The organism is Mesorhizobium sp. M0862 (genome assembly GCF_040319795.1).
Classification (GTDB): domain Bacteria; phylum Pseudomonadota; class Alphaproteobacteria; order Rhizobiales; family Rhizobiaceae; genus Mesorhizobium.
In genome coordinates this window covers 35,249-51,318 of record NZ_JAMYOJ010000030.1, presented here as the reverse complement: position 1 = coordinate 51,318, position 16,070 = coordinate 35,249, and the positions used below count along the sequence as shown (strand labels likewise).

At 58.8% G+C, this 16,070-nt stretch carries 12 protein-coding genes, 2 pseudogenes and 1 riboswitch; of the genes and pseudogenes, 10 read left to right on the top strand and 4 right to left on the bottom strand.

Features of this window, described 5'->3' with window-relative positions:
* Positions 1-100: 100 nt before the first annotated feature.
* Complete coding sequence (locus tag NKI15_RS29125; protein ID WP_352515262.1) at positions 101-883, bottom strand: hypothetical protein; 783 nt, start codon at positions 881-883, stop codon at positions 101-103.
* Between the two features lie 484 nt (positions 884-1,367).
* Positions 1,368-1,982 carry a type IV toxin-antitoxin system AbiEi family antitoxin domain-containing protein gene (locus tag NKI15_RS29120; RefSeq protein ID WP_352749342.1) on the bottom strand — a complete coding sequence of 205 codons (615 nt, stop codon included), beginning with the start codon at positions 1,980-1,982 and terminating at the stop codon, positions 1,368-1,370.
* Between the two features lie 811 nt (positions 1,983-2,793).
* On the opposite strand from NKI15_RS29120, the gene NKI15_RS29115 reads away from it, so the two are divergent.
* From NKI15_RS29115 to NKI15_RS29100, 4 genes and pseudogenes are all read left to right on the top strand, one after another.
* The gene (locus NKI15_RS29115) at positions 2,794-3,936 is read left to right on the top strand and encodes a porin (protein ID WP_352887754.1); all 1,143 of its coding nucleotides are present in this window, start codon (positions 2,794-2,796) and stop codon (positions 3,934-3,936) included.
* Between the two features lie 18 nt (positions 3,937-3,954).
* A pseudogene (locus tag NKI15_RS29110) lies at positions 3,955-4,217 on the top strand (thiazole synthase); the annotation flags it as partial.
* A 21-nt stretch (positions 4,218-4,238) separates the two neighbouring features.
* Positions 4,239-4,789 (top strand): annotated as a pseudogene (locus tag NKI15_RS29105) (thiamine phosphate synthase); the annotation flags it as partial.
* An 859-nt stretch (positions 4,790-5,648) separates the two neighbouring features.
* Entirely contained in the window at positions 5,649-6,143 is a 495-nt protein-coding gene (locus NKI15_RS29100) for a MaoC family dehydratase (protein ID WP_031203438.1), read from the top strand.
* Between the two features lie 801 nt (positions 6,144-6,944).
* Here NKI15_RS29100 and NKI15_RS29095 read toward each other — a convergent pair.
* Both NKI15_RS29095 and NKI15_RS29090 read right to left on the bottom strand, forming a co-directional pair.
* Complete coding sequence (locus NKI15_RS29095) at positions 6,945-7,421, bottom strand: type II toxin-antitoxin system VapC family toxin (RefSeq protein WP_023755998.1); 477 nt, start codon at positions 7,419-7,421, stop codon at positions 6,945-6,947.
* Positions 7,418-7,720: a hypothetical protein gene (locus tag NKI15_RS29090; RefSeq protein WP_023671839.1), complete on the bottom strand. Its 303-nt coding sequence runs from the start codon at positions 7,718-7,720 to the stop codon at positions 7,418-7,420. The genes NKI15_RS29095 and NKI15_RS29090 overlap by 4 nt, the downstream gene beginning before the upstream one ends.
* 391 nt (positions 7,721-8,111) lie before the next feature.
* On the opposite strand from NKI15_RS29090, the gene NKI15_RS29085 reads away from it, so the two are divergent.
* The 6 genes from NKI15_RS29085 to metE all read left to right on the top strand — a co-directional run bounded on the left by NKI15_RS29085 (position 8,112) and on the right by metE (position 15,740).
* On the top strand, positions 8,112-8,456 hold the full coding sequence (locus NKI15_RS29085; protein WP_352887751.1) for a recombinase family protein: 345 nt from the start codon (positions 8,112-8,114) through the stop codon (positions 8,454-8,456).
* 622 nt (positions 8,457-9,078) lie between these two features.
* Positions 9,079-10,416 carry a serine hydroxymethyltransferase gene (gene glyA / locus NKI15_RS29075; RefSeq protein ID WP_352887745.1) on the top strand — a complete coding sequence of 446 codons (1,338 nt, stop codon included), beginning with the start codon at positions 9,079-9,081 and terminating at the stop codon, positions 10,414-10,416.
* A 53-nt stretch (positions 10,417-10,469) separates the two neighbouring features.
* Entirely contained in the window at positions 10,470-11,645 is a 1,176-nt protein-coding gene (metK, locus tag NKI15_RS29070; RefSeq protein ID WP_023693516.1) for a methionine adenosyltransferase, read from the top strand.
* A gap of 102 nt (positions 11,646-11,747) precedes the next feature.
* The gene (locus tag NKI15_RS29065) at positions 11,748-12,740 is read left to right on the top strand and encodes an adenosine kinase (RefSeq protein WP_352887742.1); all 993 of its coding nucleotides are present in this window, start codon (positions 11,748-11,750) and stop codon (positions 12,738-12,740) included.
* 45 nt (positions 12,741-12,785) lie between these two features.
* Positions 12,786-13,055 (top strand): hypothetical protein, encoded by a 270-nt coding sequence (locus NKI15_RS29060; protein ID WP_352887739.1) that lies wholly within the window; start codon positions 12,786-12,788, stop codon positions 13,053-13,055.
* 91 nt (positions 13,056-13,146) lie between these two features.
* Positions 13,147-13,294, top strand: a riboswitch (cobalamin riboswitch).
* A gap of 94 nt (positions 13,295-13,388) precedes the next feature.
* The gene (metE, locus tag NKI15_RS29055) at positions 13,389-15,740 is read left to right on the top strand and encodes a 5-methyltetrahydropteroyltriglutamate--homocysteine S-methyltransferase (protein WP_352887736.1); all 2,352 of its coding nucleotides are present in this window, start codon (positions 13,389-13,391) and stop codon (positions 15,738-15,740) included.
* Positions 15,741-16,070 lie beyond the last annotated feature (330 nt).

Sequence of the window (16,070 nt, the reverse complement as noted above, 5' to 3'; positions counted from 1 at the left end):
TTGCCGGTGTTAGATAGGAGTGGCTTCTTCGATTGCGCTGAATCCTAGGTTTCTCACCCCCTAAAACAGCGCCTTCTCCACCGCCGCCAACCTGCGGCTGTTACTTGGATTTCGTACTTCTGCCGTCCTGGTTCTGAGCCCTCTTGGGCTTGGAGTTCAGCGGTACGTCGCGCCAATAATATTCCGCGTAGCGCGAGAAGGCCCAAATGAAGCTGGCGGTCAGCCAAACCAGGGAGATTAGGACAAGGGACAGAAGCAAATTCTGCCACCACGGAGAAATATCTGCCCATTGCCCTGGATCATACCTGTTCAGATCGGTGGAGGAGGAGGGAAGCGCGTTTTCGACATTAATCCCGATCCAGAAGACGATGTTCGAAACAATAAAGAGCGATGTGGCCAGGTAGAGCGTGATCTCAATCCGGTTCGATATTCGATCCGCGACGGTGACATTGAGCTGATAGAAAAACTTGGAAAAGAAAGTCACGAGAAAAAGCGTTGTCGCGGCAATGACCAGCGCCGGCACCAGACGCTTTATCCATGGATCGACCGCATCGATCGGGATGACGTTGAGATTGAATATCCAGTCCACGATCAGAGCGGTTCCACCGACTCCGATAGTGAAGACGAGAACCCGCGCGATCTTATCACCTTGCCGATAGAACCTTTGCAACTTTTGCCGCGCCGCATCGACATAACGGTTAGTGTCAAATCCATACTCGTCGAGGAAGGCTATGAGCGCCAGAATGATGCCGAAGAATGCATCGCCGAAGGATTTGCCGTAGACGCCGAAAAGCGCGTAAGTGATAGACACGGCTGCGACAGCCAGTTTCAGATTGAAATGTCTTGACCTGGGCGTAGCCGGTTTGTTCAGCAAATCGTTCACGGTTTCCCTCCGCTGTAACATTTCCCCGACAGCCAGAATAAGCCGGTTAGATCGAATTGCAATTGCGCGATGACGGGACGGTGTCGGTAGTAAGTTGCAACCTTTTTGGACCTTTCAACCTGAATGAACCGAATTCACGCCCCTGAAATCGCTCACCTGTTAAATACTCAGAACAAGCTCGTCATTCATTACGACGTTCATTGAGCAGGATTGTTGAGCATTACCCTTTCATGAGCCCTGAACTCACGTGTGCTAGTGTGCCAGGCCTCTTGTCGCTGACCGTTCAGCGACCAGCAGGCGCGGTCTTGTCAATCACAGCTGAAATCGCCTTCTGCCACACGCCGACGAGGTCACGCGCTTTCACTACCAACTTTGCTCAACGGAAATTCTGGATCACGTTTGAGCACATGCCAATCTGAATTTTCCGCAACGATCTCTTTGATAATACTTCCGGGGTCATCCTGAGGTCACTCGCCTAGCCAGCTCAGTTCGCTTCAACGTAGGCAGCGGCTCGATACCGCCCATAGCCGACCTTCACGAACAGCCCTTCCTCGCACATCCGGGAGAGGTAGCACCGTGGGATGCCGACGTCGGTGAGATCGCGAGTCCGTACCTCGCCGCGTTCTTGCGCCAGAGCAACGGCGCGATTCCGGAGCGATGGTGGACGCCCATCTGCGAGGTGTAGCGCTTCCGCGCGGTCCCGATCACGTTTTCGCATTTGATGCGGCAGTGCCGCGTCCCGGAGTAGCGCTATGGCGAATTCGTATTTGTCAGATTCATCGATCCCGGAGAGCCAACTTCCAAAGATTTGGCCAATCGTGAGCATTGGCGGCGGCATAAGCCGCAGCTCTTTGTGCAGCAGATGCGCGAGGTTGGCGGCTTCGGATTTGAGGACATTCCACGCACGGCCGTTTGTTCTGCCCAATTGAGCGCGGATACCGTGCCGCTCATCTACCATGGAAGCAGTCGAACGACGCCGCTCGCTGGCAAAGTGTCCGCCTTGCGCTTGCCCGATCTCATCGATTGCAAACAGGAAAGCTTCACTTCGAAACGCGCGAAACCTCTGTCGCACATACAACATAGACGCCATCGCTGACATTGTTCTAACCGGCGTCAATCACGATCATCGGATTGAACCGTGGTGGACCCTTGGCGAGCAGCGCACCGCCATCATTTAGGGGGACAAAGGAACTTGGAATCGCGCTTGTAACGACCCCGAACTTCGGTCTTCTGCTCGACAATCCGCGAACAGATGATCTTCACGCGATTAAGCGTATCGCCATCACATTCGAAGAATTCCAGCGTGAAGGGGTGGCCTGCGCACTCCATCCTACGGCCGGACCTATCGGGACTTTGAGCGCTGGTCGAGGTGCAAGGCTGCAGCGCGTAGTTGTCGAGCATCAGCTCGCCAACATGACGGCGTCGTGCCGAGCGGTGCCGCCGCATGATGCCTCAACGTCGGGCTCACCACAAACAATGCTGTCCCCATTGAACGAAACTGTCGCGAAGCGAACAGTCGAACTGTAGCCGAACGTTTTCCGTTCGTGCTTGGGTGGATCCGCAAGGCAAAAACAAGGAAGTGCGAACCAAGGTCCGCCCGCACAATTGAGCTTAAGCCGCAGCTGGTCGTCAGGCTGGCACGTCATTTGCGGTCGAATGCAGGACCCTTTGTGATGCCTACCTCTACCAGCTGAGTTGACTGTGATGATTGTACAAAATTTTGCAGACCTCCATTTCGGCGAAAATTATGTTATCGGCAGCTAAAACCAAATATTGGACAACAATCATCGCAGTACATTCTAGGATTTCCTTCAGGGCTTAGCTGATGGCGCAGCAAAACTGCGCACGTTTCAAAGTTGTTCGCAGAATCACTCGCGTCCATCACTTTATTATTAAAGCGGAGATCGACAATGACCATTAGGAGCCTCCTCCTCGGCTCAACTGCGGCACTGATTGCCGCTTCCAACGCTCGCGCCGTCACCACCGCCGCCGAGCCTGACCCGACTGAGTACGTCAAGATCTGCGACGTCTACGGCTCGGGCTACGTCTACATTTCAGGCACCGAGACCTGCCTGCGAATCGGCGGCTCTGTCCGTTACAACGTCGGATTGTTTGACCACTCAAGAACCTCGGATGTGAGGACTGGTGAGCATCAGAGCGCGTGGCAAAACAACACACGCTTCACATTGAAAACCTGGACCGGCCAGGAGACCGAACGCGGGACGTTGAAGACCTACACCGAAACCCGCGTGAACTTCGGCAGCCACCAGACATCGGTTTCGGACAGTTCTCGGTCCTATGCCTTGAACGGAGGCAGCGGCCTGACTATCGCCTGGATTCAGCTTGGTGGCCTGCGAGTTGGTAAGGACCGGTCGGCTTTCGACATGTTTATTGGCTGCGCGGGTGATGTACTGAACCAGACGCCGGCTCCGTACGGCGCTTTCGATACCAAGGTGGTTCAGTACTACTTGGACGCAGGGAACGGCTTTTCGGCCGTGGTTTCGCTGGAACAAGGCTCGGACGTGGTCGGCACAATCGACAGCTACGCTCCCCACATAGTAGGCGGCTTGAAATACGCACATGGCTGGGGAGCGATCACCGGCGTTGCAGCTTATGATAGCAACTACGAATCGGTGGCCGCCAAGGTCCGTGTCGACATCAATGTCACCAACGAACTGTTGATATCCGGAATGTTGGGCTACGGTTCCCATGGCCAGCTCAACTACGGCTCGACGAATTCGGTAGACGCTCATGGTCGCGGTTTCTATAAACCTTGGGGCGGGAACTGGGCTTTCTGGGCTGGCGCCGGTTACGAGCTCACCGAGTCAGCTTCGTTCAACCTTCAGCTCTCGGGTGATCAGCTCAACAACTATGGTGTCGCTGCGAACGTCGCCTATGCGTTCCTTCCAGATTTCACAGTTACGGCTGAACTCGACTATGACCGCTACGGAGGCTCCGCCGTCGGAAAGGTGAAAGCTTCCGAAGTGAACTGGACCAATGCCAACAAGAAGAGCAGTGTCGGCGGTATCCTGCGTTTCGAACGCTCATTCTAATGCGATGAAGCGTTGAGCTCCGAGGTCCAGTTGATGCGCGGACATTCCCCCTACATTCCGTTGATTGTGCATGCACGGCTCGGACGGCCGTCGTACGCGGCGACGTCATAGAGCTCGGGTTTGACGCCGTGCTCCTGAACACGGCGGTCCCGAGGGCGGCCGATCCGGTCGGCATGGCGCGTGCGTTCGGCAAAGCGGTCGATGCCGGTCGTGAAGCTTTCAGCTCGGGAATGCTCGAACGGCGCTACCCACCGACGATTGGCGGGGCCGTCTACTCATGAAGTCGTGGACGTGCCGGCTGGATTGACCGGCTGGTTCCGCTCGGCGTGAGTCTGGTGCAGCTCCGGATAAAGGATATGGACGAGAAAGGACTGCAGACGGAAATCCGCCGCGCGAACGACGCCTGCGCGGTCCATGGTTGCCAAGTGAGTCAACGACATTTGGCGCACGGCAATCGAGGAAGGCTGCGACTTCGTCCATCTTGGTCAAAAGGATTTGGCTGCCGCCGATGCTGGCGATGAAATACGTCGGATTGAAGCTCGGCCTGTCGATCCACGATCACACCGAACTGGAAACGGCGCCAGTGGCGGAACCGGAGTATGTGGCGCTCGCCCCAGTCTATCCAACAGCCTCAAGAAGATGAATGGGCGTCGCGAGGACTCGAGCGGATCAGCGAGTGGAAGCACCAGGTCGCGCCGATCCCATTGGTCTGCATCGGCGGCCTCAACCTGACCGTCTCGAAGGCGTTTTTCGAGGCTGGCGCGGAAAGCGCAGCCGTGGTCACCGACTTTGCGCTGAACGACGCCCCAGAAGCGCGCACGCGAGAATGGATCGAAAGACAGAGCAATGGCGCCGAGGCGAGAACCGCATGTGCTCGTTGCTGTCGGGTCAGACACCAGCGGTGGGGGCTGGAATTGCCCGCGAGATCCAGACGATCGCTTCCAGTGGCGTGCGCACCTGCCTTGCTGTCAGCGCGCTGACGGTGCAAACCCATGAACACGCCTGGAAATCCAAGTTACGCAACCCCGTCCGGTGGCGGATCAGATGCGCGCTACGCTTCAGCCTAACAGAGTGGCCGCCACCAAGATCGGCATGCTCGCAACGGCTGAGATCGATCGTCGCTGCGGTTGCCGCTGTGCTGCGCGAATATCCGCGCACCGACAATCCAGATCCGGTGCTGGCTTCCACGTCAGGCCGAGCGGTTCTTGAAGCAAGCGCCATCCCGCATCATGAAGTAGCATCTGATGCCGCTTTGCCGTGTCGACACCCAATGTCATTGAACTGGCGCTTCTTGCCGGCTCAGTGGTACCGGTGAATGAGGCCGGCGCGCTTCAACAAGGACCACAAGCCACCCCGTCTGCTGGACTCCTCCAAATTCGAAACACGGATGGTTACTATCCAGACAATTGATTTTATCAATCTGCGACAATACCGCATAGCGGCGCCGGCGGAATGATCACCGGTAGCAAGACGAGCTGTTTCGGTGGCCTGTAGGACGCGCACCGCGACCGAGGTACAAGCCAGCCCGTCTGCGGCCATGTTCGGATCGGGCGCATCGGTGCGCCGATGAGATTTCCGGCGGAACGTTCTATTCGTACAGCCGTGACGGCAGTCATCTCACCGGCGCCATCCTGCCGATGGATGGCCGGCAGTCGGTGCAGCATGGGCTGACACTGTTCGGAATGAAGCCGCTCGCGCTTCGGACGGTTGAAATGGAGGACATTAGCGTGGAACCGATCAGTCTCGACGAACTTCTGGCCAGCGTCGGCAAGGAAGTCGGCGTGTCGCCGTGGCGGGTGGTCTCGCAGCAGATGATCGACCAGTTCGCCGAGGCCACCGATGACCACCAGTTCATCCACTGCGATCCGGAGCGCGCCAAGCGCGAAACGCCGTTCGGCGGCACCATCGCACATGGCTTCCTGTCGCTTTCGCTTTTGTCGGCGATGACTTTCGAGACCATGCGGCCGCTCGAAAACTGCAAGATGGGTGTCAACTATGGCTTCGAATCGCTGCGCTTCCTGGCGCCTGTGAAAACCGGATCTCGCATCCGCACCCGTTTCGTACTGGCCGACGTCAAGGTCAGGCCGTCGGGCTGGGTGCAGACGGCGCTGGGCGTGACGATTGAGATCGAGGGCTCGAAAAAGCCGGCGCTGACCGCGCGCTGGTTGACGCTGACGCTGATCAAACGCCAGCCGGAGGCGGCCTGAATTGCTCAACGAGCATCAGCAGAGACGATCTTCACGTGCCGGGGCGATGTAGGCGACTAGTGCGCACCGATCGGCAACGCGGCCACGGGGTCGGCTAGATAGAGTGGCAGGAATGCCTAATCGGGGCTCCGACTCGGAAGGGGCTTCGATGTATCGGAAGCGCTTCGGCTTTCGGCGCTGCATTCCTTCTTCACGAAGGTCCATGGAGAATTCCCGACCACGGGGTCGAAAGATCGGCTTGTGATCGGAGTGGGCAGATCCTCCCCGACTGAATCTGCCAATAGGGTGTTATCGAGTCAACCGGGTCGAACTTGAGGTCGCGGGTGTCGCTGATCGGCTGCTCGTCGAGCTCGAGAGCTGCCAGCTAAAGGAAGAACACGGCTATGAAGAGCTCCGCAGTTGATGTGGATGCCCAGAGCTGGGAGTGCAGACCGACGAGTTCCCAGTGGGCGAACTTGCCATTGGTAGCGCGCCAGACCAGTGGCGAGAAACCCTCGATGAGAAGGCCCCCGAGGCGCACGCGGGATGGACTACAGTGGCGTTTGGCGAGAGGGCCTTCGAAGACGAGATCGAGTGTAAGATGGACAAGCTCGACACGCGTATCGCGCAGTCCCTGCGATCGCGCCTTGTTCGCGGCGCTCGTGCGTGCGAACTGTTGGTAGATCGAGCTGACTAGATGAACCGGGATGGCATTAAAGCGGAACTGGAAGAGACGTCCCTGGCCGAACTAAGTAAGATCAATCCAGCCATCGCTAAAGGTAGGCGAACACGAGACGTTCGGACTCCGTGCCGCTGAAATCCTCAAATTGAAACGGCCGGACCGTTGGAGCTATCATCACCCGCTTGGCTTCCAGAGCTACGGAGCGGGTTGATTATCTGAACGTCCTCGAAGTCCTTTTCATTGTCGGTCACTACGACACACTCGTTGACTTCGGCTACAGCGGCAATGATTGTGTCTAGGGCGCTCCGCAAACGGCCTCTGGCTTTGCCGTTGGCCATCAGCCGCGCCCACACGAGGCCAGCTTTCTCGTCGAACGATAGCACGCGGCCAGCGAACAGCGCTTGCGGGCCTTCGGAGCCTTCGAACCAAGTTTCAAGGCTGCTGCGCTTTTTCCCCTTCGGCTTCTCTAGGATGCCTCGGCGAATTTCGGCGACAGTAAGCGAAGCAATGAAGAGGTCTTCGTCCTTCTGCGCGCCCATCCAGGCCAGCAACGAGCCCGAAGGCTCCGGCTTTATGACGTTGCTGATGATATTCGTATCAAGAAGGTAGCGCGTCACAGGTCGATCTTGCGCCCCTCTTCGCGTGGCCGGCTGAGGTCGAGATTGGAGCCAACCAGAGGGGAGCGACGCAAGGCGGCGAGAATGCTGCCCGCTTTCGGTGGCTCACCCGCCACGGCTTGCTGTATGGTCCGACGAAGCTGTCGGGCATCCGGCCCGCTCTCCGTTAATTTTCGGGCAAGAGTTCGCAGTAGATCGCGGTCTGCGTCGAAGGCCTGGATCTCGAACCGCGCGATGCCGCGCTCAGCCAGGCGAGAGCGATAATTCTCGATGGCTCTCTTCTGTGCAGTGTTGCCCATCGCGTGCCTCCGTTCTCTATCCGGATATATAGCCATGGCTTCTTCGGAGCACAAGGTGCCCCGTCATCGGCCAGCACTGGCTCCTGCGCGACGCGCGTTATTGATAGAATTCCAGCTTGTCGAAGCACTGTGACTTGGCATCATTGTCGCGAAACGGAGTATTTCGCGTCAGGACAGGAACGCGATCATAGCGCGCCGAAACGGCAACAGCCGAAAAGCTTCGTGTGGTCGCCGGCGCGGCCCGCGAATCGGCTGTGTCTGCGTCGCCGAAGCCCGATCGACGCTTCGTCAATCTGGTCCGGCTGCTGGCGCGACAGGCCGCACGGGATTTCGTTCAAGCCGAAACGGATAGCCAGACGCGAGACCGCGTCCCGGAGTAAGGGGCCGCCTCATGAAGGTCGCGCTTGGCGCTCGCTACTCAACTGACAATCACCGAGACGCCTCGATCGAGGATCAGTTGCGGCTCTGCTGCTTGCGTGCTGAAAAGCAAGGCTGGACAGTCGTCGACAGCAATACCCACCGCGCGATCTGCGGCGGGTCGCTGTTGCGTCCCGGCCTTCAGGAGCTGATCAGCGATACGATGCAGGGCAAATTCCTGATCGTGCTCGCAGAGGCGATGGATCGCCTGACCATGACCGCTGCAAACCGGGAGCAGGCTAGGCTGGGCAAACGTTGCAACAGATCCTTCAAGGAAATTCATAGACTCTTAGCAACTCCGGCTCGCTGTGAATGGTAGGCTTATTGCAACGTCTGAGGTCAGTGGTTCCAAACCGTGGCCCCGCTTGTCTTCGACTGGCCGAACTGCTTGCAATTTCGGCTAAAGGCAAGAAGAGCGCCCATTTGTTTGTTCGACACAGGATATCGACGGTCGTCACGGCCACCGAGATTTGTCCGGTCGTTGGACAACCCTTCGAAATCGCAACTTCTGCGGAGAACGCGAAATGAGAAATTCGGTAGGACTTGGTCCTGAGCCATGATGACACTGGTTAATCGCCTACGCATGGCAGCGCATCCTGACCGCCTTCGAATCCTGGGCCTTTGTGCGCATGCGGACCTAACTGTCTGCGAGCTAGCGGAGATTCTGAGCGTGTGTCGAGAGCGGGTTGCGCGACACGTCCGGCTGCTCGCCAGAGCCGACTTTCTTTGCTGCAACGAACAGCCTCCGTGGCGCTCGTACCATCTCAACGCAGGATCCAAGGACGGCGGGCTGGTTCAATTATTGATCGATCTCCTGCCCCATCGCGACGGCTTTCATAAACAGGACCTGCAGCGGCTCGAAGCGGTACGAGACACGCGGCCGAAGGGGACCGCGTGCTTGATCGTGAAATAGGTCAATCCAATTGGAGCGCGAAGCTACCATGGACAACTCCGCCGACGGCCCGATCGCACAGCCCGACACTCACGGGCGGTCTTCCTTGGCCGCGGTTGATTGCCGCGTTCACGAGCTGCTTCTGAGACAGGAGCGGCAGGAGCGGACGACCCTCAAGCTAATCGCCTCAGAGAACTTTGCGTCCTCGGCCGTGCTGGAAGCGAACGGCTCGATTTTCACGAACAAGTACGCCGAGGGGTACCCCGGCGCGCGCTACTACGCTGGAAACGAGATCGTTGATGAGCTTGAGGATCTGGCCATTGGGCGCCTGAAAACGCTATTTGGCAGCGAGCATGCCAACGTCCAGCCTTATTCCGGCTCGCCGGCCAACCAGGCTGTCTATCGTGCGCTTTTGAGTCCCGGTGACAAAGTCATGGGCTTGCCCCTTCCGGAAGGGGGCCATCTGACTCATGGTTGGGCCATCAACTTTTCCGGAACTGACTATCAACGCGTGCCCTATGGACTAGATGAAAAGACACAGCAGATTGACTATGACCGCTTGCGCGAGACAGCCAAGCGGGAACGGCCGCGGCTCATTTGGGTCGGCGGAACCGCTTACCCGCGTGTCTTTGACTACGCGGCAATGGCAGAAATTGCCCTGGAAGCGAACTCCTATCTCGTAGCCGACATTGCGCACATCAGCGGCCTGATTGCCGCGGGAGCGCACCCGAATCCCGTGGGCCATTGCGACGTGGTCAGCAGCACGTCCCACAAGTCGATCCGCGGTCCCCGCGGTGGCTTCATTTTGTCAAGGAACGAAGATCGCTATCAGGCCCTGTATCATACAAAGAGCAAATACAATCTCGCCAGACGAATAGACCGGGCGGTCTTCCCTCACCTGCAAGGCGGACCTCACATGAATGCCATCGCTGCGCTAGCGGTTGCCTTGCACGAAGCCGCGAACCCGTCCTTCCGAGGCTACGGCCAACAGACGGTCAAGAATGCCAAGGCTCTGGCACATGCACTGCTTGAGCGAGGTTATGACCTGGTTACCGGGGGGACGGACAATCACATGCTGATCCTTGATCTTCGCGATCGGCCACTATCGGGCAAGGCCTATGCCGAGCGACTAGCAAAGGCAGGAATCATCACAAACTTTAATATGGTGCCTGGCGACCCGCGGCATCCGGCGGTCACAAGCGGAATTCGCCTGGGGGCGCCAGCAGTGACGTCAATGGGCATGCGCGATGTGGAAATGGTGCAAATTGCTGGCTTCATTGACTCCGTCCTCCAGCGGCCAGACGACGAAGATCTCCATGCCTGCGTGCGAAGAGACGTTGCCGACTTGTGCGCTGCGTTCGAGGTCCCGGGCATCTCCGACAAGTAAGGTGGGCCAAGCAAAATGCCCATACCACATCCAACATCCGAAGCGAGGTATTCATGGCTAGGCAGTTCGTGTTCTCTTCCGAATCGGTTGGCGCGGGGCACCCGGATAAGTTGGCCGACAACATCTCGGATGCCATCCTCGATGCCATCCTCCGCACAGATCCCAAGGCGCGCGTCGCCTGTGAAGCGTTGGTAAAATCAGGGATAGTCGTTCTGGCTGGCGAGATCACCAGCGATGCCCAGGTGGATTACAGCCAAGTTGCGCGCGATACGATTCTCGACATTGGGTACGACGACGAGGCCGTCGGCTTTGACGGCCGGCGTTGCTCCGTCGTTCATGCCCTCACCGAGCAGTCGCCCGACATCAGCCAAGGCGTTGACGAGGGAAGAGGGCAAGACCTCCAGCAGGGAGCGGGAGATCAGGGCCTCATGTTCGGCTACGCATGCCGCGAAACCGATACCCTGATGCCTTTGCCGATCCAGCTCGCTCATCGCTTGACGAAACGGCAGGCGTATGTCCGGAAGGCACAACAGCTTGGCTGGTTGCGTCCTGACATGAAATCCCAAGTCTCAGTGCGCTATGAGGGGTTGCGCCCGGTCGCCCTGGATACCATCGTCGTGTCGACGCAACATGACGAGCAGGTCTCGCAAGAGACTGTCCGCGAGGGCGTCATTGAGGAAATCATAAAGCCTGTCCTGCCTACCCACCTGGAGACGGAAGGCATCAGAATTCTGGTCAACCCGACGGGGCGGTTCGTAGTCGGCGGGCCGCGCGGCGACTGCGGTCTCACTGGACGCAAGATCATCGTCGATTCCTATGGCGGGATGGGTCGTCATGGCGGCGGCGCCTTCTCGGGCAAGGACCCGTCCAAGGTTGACCGCTCGGCTGCCTATGCAGCCCGCTATGTCGCAAAGAACATCGTCGCTAGCGGACTTGCGGACGTGTGCGAGGTGCAGCTTGCTTACGCAATCGGCGTGGCCAGTCCGGTTTCCGTCATGGTCAACACGTTCGGGACAGCCAGGGTTGAGGAAAGCAGGATCGAGCGCCTCATTCTTGAGTTGTTCGATCTCAGACCGAAAGGCATTATCAAGATGCTTGATCTCTTACGCCCTATATATCGCAATACAGCGACCTATGGCCATTTCGGCCGTGAAGAGCCTGATTTCACCTGGGAGAAGACAGACAGGGCAGACGAATTGCGTCGCGAGGCAGGACTCGCCGCCCCGTGAGACCGGCGAACGGATTGACAAGCGGAAAGCCCATTCCCACCGCGGACCCGCGCCTGGCAGGCGTGACGAGAAGCCGGTTCGGGTTTTTTGGCGGAGACATTGATGCCCGATTATGACGTGCTTTGCATCGGCAATGCCATTGTCGACATCATCGCCCAGTGCGACGACGCTTTTCTCGAGACCAACGGCATCATCAAGGGTGCGATGAACCTCATCGACACCAAGCGCGCCGAGCTGCTCTACAGCCGCATGGGGCCGGCGATCGAGGCCTCGGGCGGCAGCGCCGGCAACACGGCGGCGGGCGTCGCCAGCTTCGGCGGCCGTGCTGCCTTCTTCGGCAAGGTGTCGAACGATCCGCTCGGCGAAATCTATGCCCATGACATCCATGCCCAGGGCGTTGCCTTCGACACTAGGCCGCTTGAGGGACAGCCGCCGACGGCGCGCTCGATGATCTTCGTCACTCCCGACGGCGAGCGTTCGATGAACACCTATCTCGGCGCCTGCATCGAACTCGGGCCGGAGGACGTCGAGGCCGAGAAGGCCTCGGGCGCCAAGGTTACTTATTTCGAGGGCTATCTCTGGGACCCGCCGCGCGCCAAGGAGGCGATCCGGCAGACGGCGAAGCTCGCACACGAGGCCGGACGCGAAGTGTCGATGACGTTGTCGGATTCGTTCTGCGTCGACCGTTACCGGGACGAGTTCCTCGAGCTGATGCGCTCGGGCACTGTGGACATCGTCTTTGCCAACAGCCACGAGATCAAGTCGCTCTACCAGACCAAATCCTTCGACGAGGCGCTGGAGGCTATCCGCAAGGACTGCAAGATTGCCGCCGTCACCCGCTCCGAAAAAGGCTCGGTGATCGTGCGCGGTGACGAGACCGTCACCATCCAGGCGACAACGATCCGCGAACTGGTCGACACCACCGGCGCCGGCGACCTCTATGCCGCCGGCTTCCTCTACGGCTACACGACCGAACGCAGCCTGAAGGATTGCGGCGATCTCGGCTCGCTGGCGGCCGGCCTGGTGATCCAGCAGATCGGCCCAAGGCCAAGGCAGAATTTGCGCCGCGAGGCGGAAGGGGCTGGGTTGCTGTAGATGCGCGGGCAACTAACCAGCCGCCCTACTGACGCGATGACCGCAGTGGCGGAACTGTATCAAAGCTCGCTGATAGCGACAGCCATTCGCTTCGGAGAACTGACCCATGCTGCTGCCGTGAAGCTCGCTGGAGGAGCGGTGCAAGGCGTGCTTGCCATGACGGCATTCACCGTCATCCAGATCGTCACCAGCATTTTCCAGAAGCTCAGCTTGGGGAAGGCCAGTAAGGTTCCTGACGTAACGGAGAACTCGCGGCGTCCGTCGGACTTGACTTGCGATCACGTCCCACGATGCCGAATGCGGGCAGCAGACTGAATATTTCACAATGTTAGACAAAGGCGTAAAACGCGACCATATAACGACATAAACATTTCATTATGCGTCATTGACAAAGAGCGGGTTGCTGTGATTGTCTGCGTGTTGTGGTTCTCGCGTACGGTGCTGCCGCAGCGGAGCTAAGAGGGAAGCCGGTGCGATGCCGGCGCTGCCCCCGCAACTGTTAGCGGCGAGCCAACCCCGCGAGCCAGGAGGCCTGCCACGCGAATTACGTCCACGGGCGGGGTGTCTCGGTGGCCGCTGCAACCCGGCGTTGATGCCGGCCTGCTAGCGCCTTCCTTGTCACCGACGCCCCAATCATCGGGGTATGACATGACTGTCTCTCAGCAAATTCCTGTAGCAACGCTCGGCGTGCCGCGCTTCGGTCGTCGGCGAGAACTGAAATTCGCGCTTGAAAGCTACTGGTCCGGAACATCGTCCGCTGGCGACCTTCTTGCGACGTCGAAGGCGCTCCGTGCCGCTAGCTGGGAAGAGCAGCGCGATCGCGGCGTGTCGAAAATCCCGTCGAACGACTTCTCGCTTTACGACCATGTGCTCGACACCGCAGCCATGGTCGGGGCCGTTCCATCCCGTTACGGCTGGAATAGCGGCGAGGTCCCACTTGACATCTACTTCGCAATGGCGCGCGGCAACCAGGGTCAGACGGAGGATTGTGGACACGCTGGTTACCAGGAGGAGGCTCATGGACTTGGTGTAACCGCGATGGAAATGACCAAGTGGTTTGACACCAACTACCACTACATTGTGCCGGAACTCGATGATGATCAGACGTTCGCCCTCTCGTCATCGAAGCCGGTCGATTACTTCCTCGAGGCTAAAGCTCTCGGCATTCACACACGCCCAGTCATCCTTGGACCCATCACCTTCCTCAAGCTGGCGAAATCGCCTGCCGAGGGGTTCGGTCCCATCGCTCTCCTACCGCGGCTGCTGCCGGTTTACGAGCAGCTTCTGGAGAGGCTGAAGCTGTCGGGAGCCGACTGGGTGCAGATCGATGAGCCAGCGCTTGTCCTCGATCTGAACCCGAACGAACGAGCTGCGTTCGAATTCGCCTATGGCCAGCTGTCGAAAGCCGCGCCCGAGCTGAAGATCATGCTGGCTACGTATTTCGGGTCGCTGGGAGACAATCTCGAAACCGCGATTTCTCTGCCCCTGGCCGGCCTGCATATTGATCTCGTGCGCGCTCCCGAGCAGCTGGAAACGGTGGCTCGGCTCGCTCCGAAGGATCTGGTGCTCTCGCTTGGCTTGATCGATGGCCGCAACGTCTGGCGTGCGAACCTGCCCGCCATTCTCGACCGCATCAAACCGATCGTCGCCGGCTGGCCCTTGGACCGCGTCGAGATCGCGCCTTCTTGCTCGATGCTGCATGTGCCGATTGATCTGCGCATGGAGACGGAACTCGACGCGGACATCAGGTCGTGGCTCGCCTTCGCGGCCCAGAAGACCGACGAGCTGGTCTTGCTGGCCCGGGCCCTGTCCCAAGGCAGGGATGCGGTGGCAGGCGCGTTGAAAGCGTCTGCCGAGGCTGCCGCCACGCGCGTGACATCCACGAGGATCCATGACCCGCTTGTTCAGGGGCGGATCGCTAGCATTCAGGACAGCGCGAAGCGACGAGAGAGCGCTTTTGGCGAGCGCTCCAGAGTCCAGGCCGGCTCACTCGGGCTGCCGCCGTTCCCGACGACGACCATCGGGTCCTTCCCGCAGACGCCGCAGGTACGCAAGGCGCGGGCCGCTCATGCGAAGGGCCAGCTGAGCTATGTCGACTATGAGACGTTCCTGAAGAAGGAGATCGAGGCTGCAATTCGCTGGCAGGAAGAGATCGGGCTGGACGTGCTGGTGCATGGTGAGTTCGAGCGAAACGACATGGTACAGCATTTCGGCGAGCAGTTGTCCGGCTTCGCGCTCACCGAGCATGCCTGGGTACAAAGCTATGGGTCGCGCTACGTGCGTCCCCCCATCATTTTCGGCGACGTATCGAGGCGCAATCCGATGACAGTGCGCTGGTGGCAATTCGCCCAGTCGCTTACGGAAAAGCCCGTGAAGGGAATGCTCACAGGCCCAGTCACCATTCTCAACTGGTCTTTTGTTCGCGACGACGTACCCCGCTCCGAAGCCTGCCGCCAGATCGCGCTCGCCATCCGCGACGAAGTGACGGATCTCGAAAGATCCGGCGCAAGGATGGTCCAGATCGATGAGGCCGCGTTTCGCGAAGGATTGCCACTGCGCCAATCTGACTGGAAAGTCTATCTCGACTGGGCTGTCGAATGTTTCCGGATCGCTTCAACGGGTGTAAAGGACGCGACTCAAATTCATACCCACATGTGCTATTCGGAGTTCAACGAGATCATTCACGCGATCGCTGGAATGGATGCGGATGTCATTTCGGTTGAGACGTCGCGCTCGAAGATGGAACTGTTGGACGCCTTCACGAGCTCCAAATATCCGAACGAAATCGGTCCTGGCGTCTATGATATTCACTCACCACGCGTCCCGGAAGTCGGCGAGATTTCGGACTTAGTCATGCTTGCCCGCGAGCGACTGTCCGACGGCCAACTGTGGATAAACCCGGACTGTGGCCTCAAAACACGCAAATGGGAGGAGGTCCGCCCTGCCCTCATTAACATGGTCGCTGCAGCACGCGCGCTCCGGCAGAAAGTGCAGGCGTGAGGCCTCTCTTCCTCAGCGTGTGGGGAGTTGCCGGCTGGCGGATGTCGGTCGGGAATATGCCAAACCGATCACACTCTTGGAAATGAGCCACTCGGCGCAAATGTGCAATTTCCCTACGGCACGTGTCTTAATCCCGCAGAAATATAAATGTGGCACTACGCTATAACATCGGTTCCTTGGGGACATACAGGCCCCGCGCCTCGAACAAATCGGACTGGCGTCGTTTCTCAAAGTAGACTGCTTGGCGCGTTCGCTCAGGCAGCGACAATATATGGTGCTGCGTCTGTCCGCCCCCAGTTGATCGCGCAGACTACGGGCGAGGTGGCAGGG

Excerpts from the sequence above, each read along its gene's own strand:
- NKI15_RS29120 (WP_352749342.1), bottom strand. The coding sequence starts at position 1,982 with ATGTCAGCGATGGCGTCTATGTTGTATGTGCGACAGAGGTTTCGCGCG.
- NKI15_RS29115 (WP_352887754.1), top strand. The coding sequence starts at position 2,794 with ATGACCATTAGGAGCCTCCTCCTCGGCTCAACTGCGGCACTGATTGCC.
- NKI15_RS29100 (WP_031203438.1), top strand. The coding sequence starts at position 5,649 with ATGGAGGACATTAGCGTGGAACCGATCAGTCTCGACGAACTTCTGGCC.
- NKI15_RS29090 (WP_023671839.1), bottom strand. The coding sequence starts at position 7,720 with ATGGGCAACACTGCACAGAAGAGAGCCATCGAGAATTATCGCTCTCGC.
- NKI15_RS29085 (WP_352887751.1), top strand. The coding sequence starts at position 8,112 with ATGAAGGTCGCGCTTGGCGCTCGCTACTCAACTGACAATCACCGAGAC.
- glyA (WP_352887745.1), top strand. The coding sequence starts at position 9,079 with ATGGACAACTCCGCCGACGGCCCGATCGCACAGCCCGACACTCACGGG.
- metK (WP_023693516.1), top strand. The coding sequence starts at position 10,470 with ATGGCTAGGCAGTTCGTGTTCTCTTCCGAATCGGTTGGCGCGGGGCAC.
- NKI15_RS29065 (WP_352887742.1), top strand. The coding sequence starts at position 11,748 with ATGCCCGATTATGACGTGCTTTGCATCGGCAATGCCATTGTCGACATC.
- metE (WP_352887736.1), top strand. The coding sequence starts at position 13,389 with ATGACTGTCTCTCAGCAAATTCCTGTAGCAACGCTCGGCGTGCCGCGC.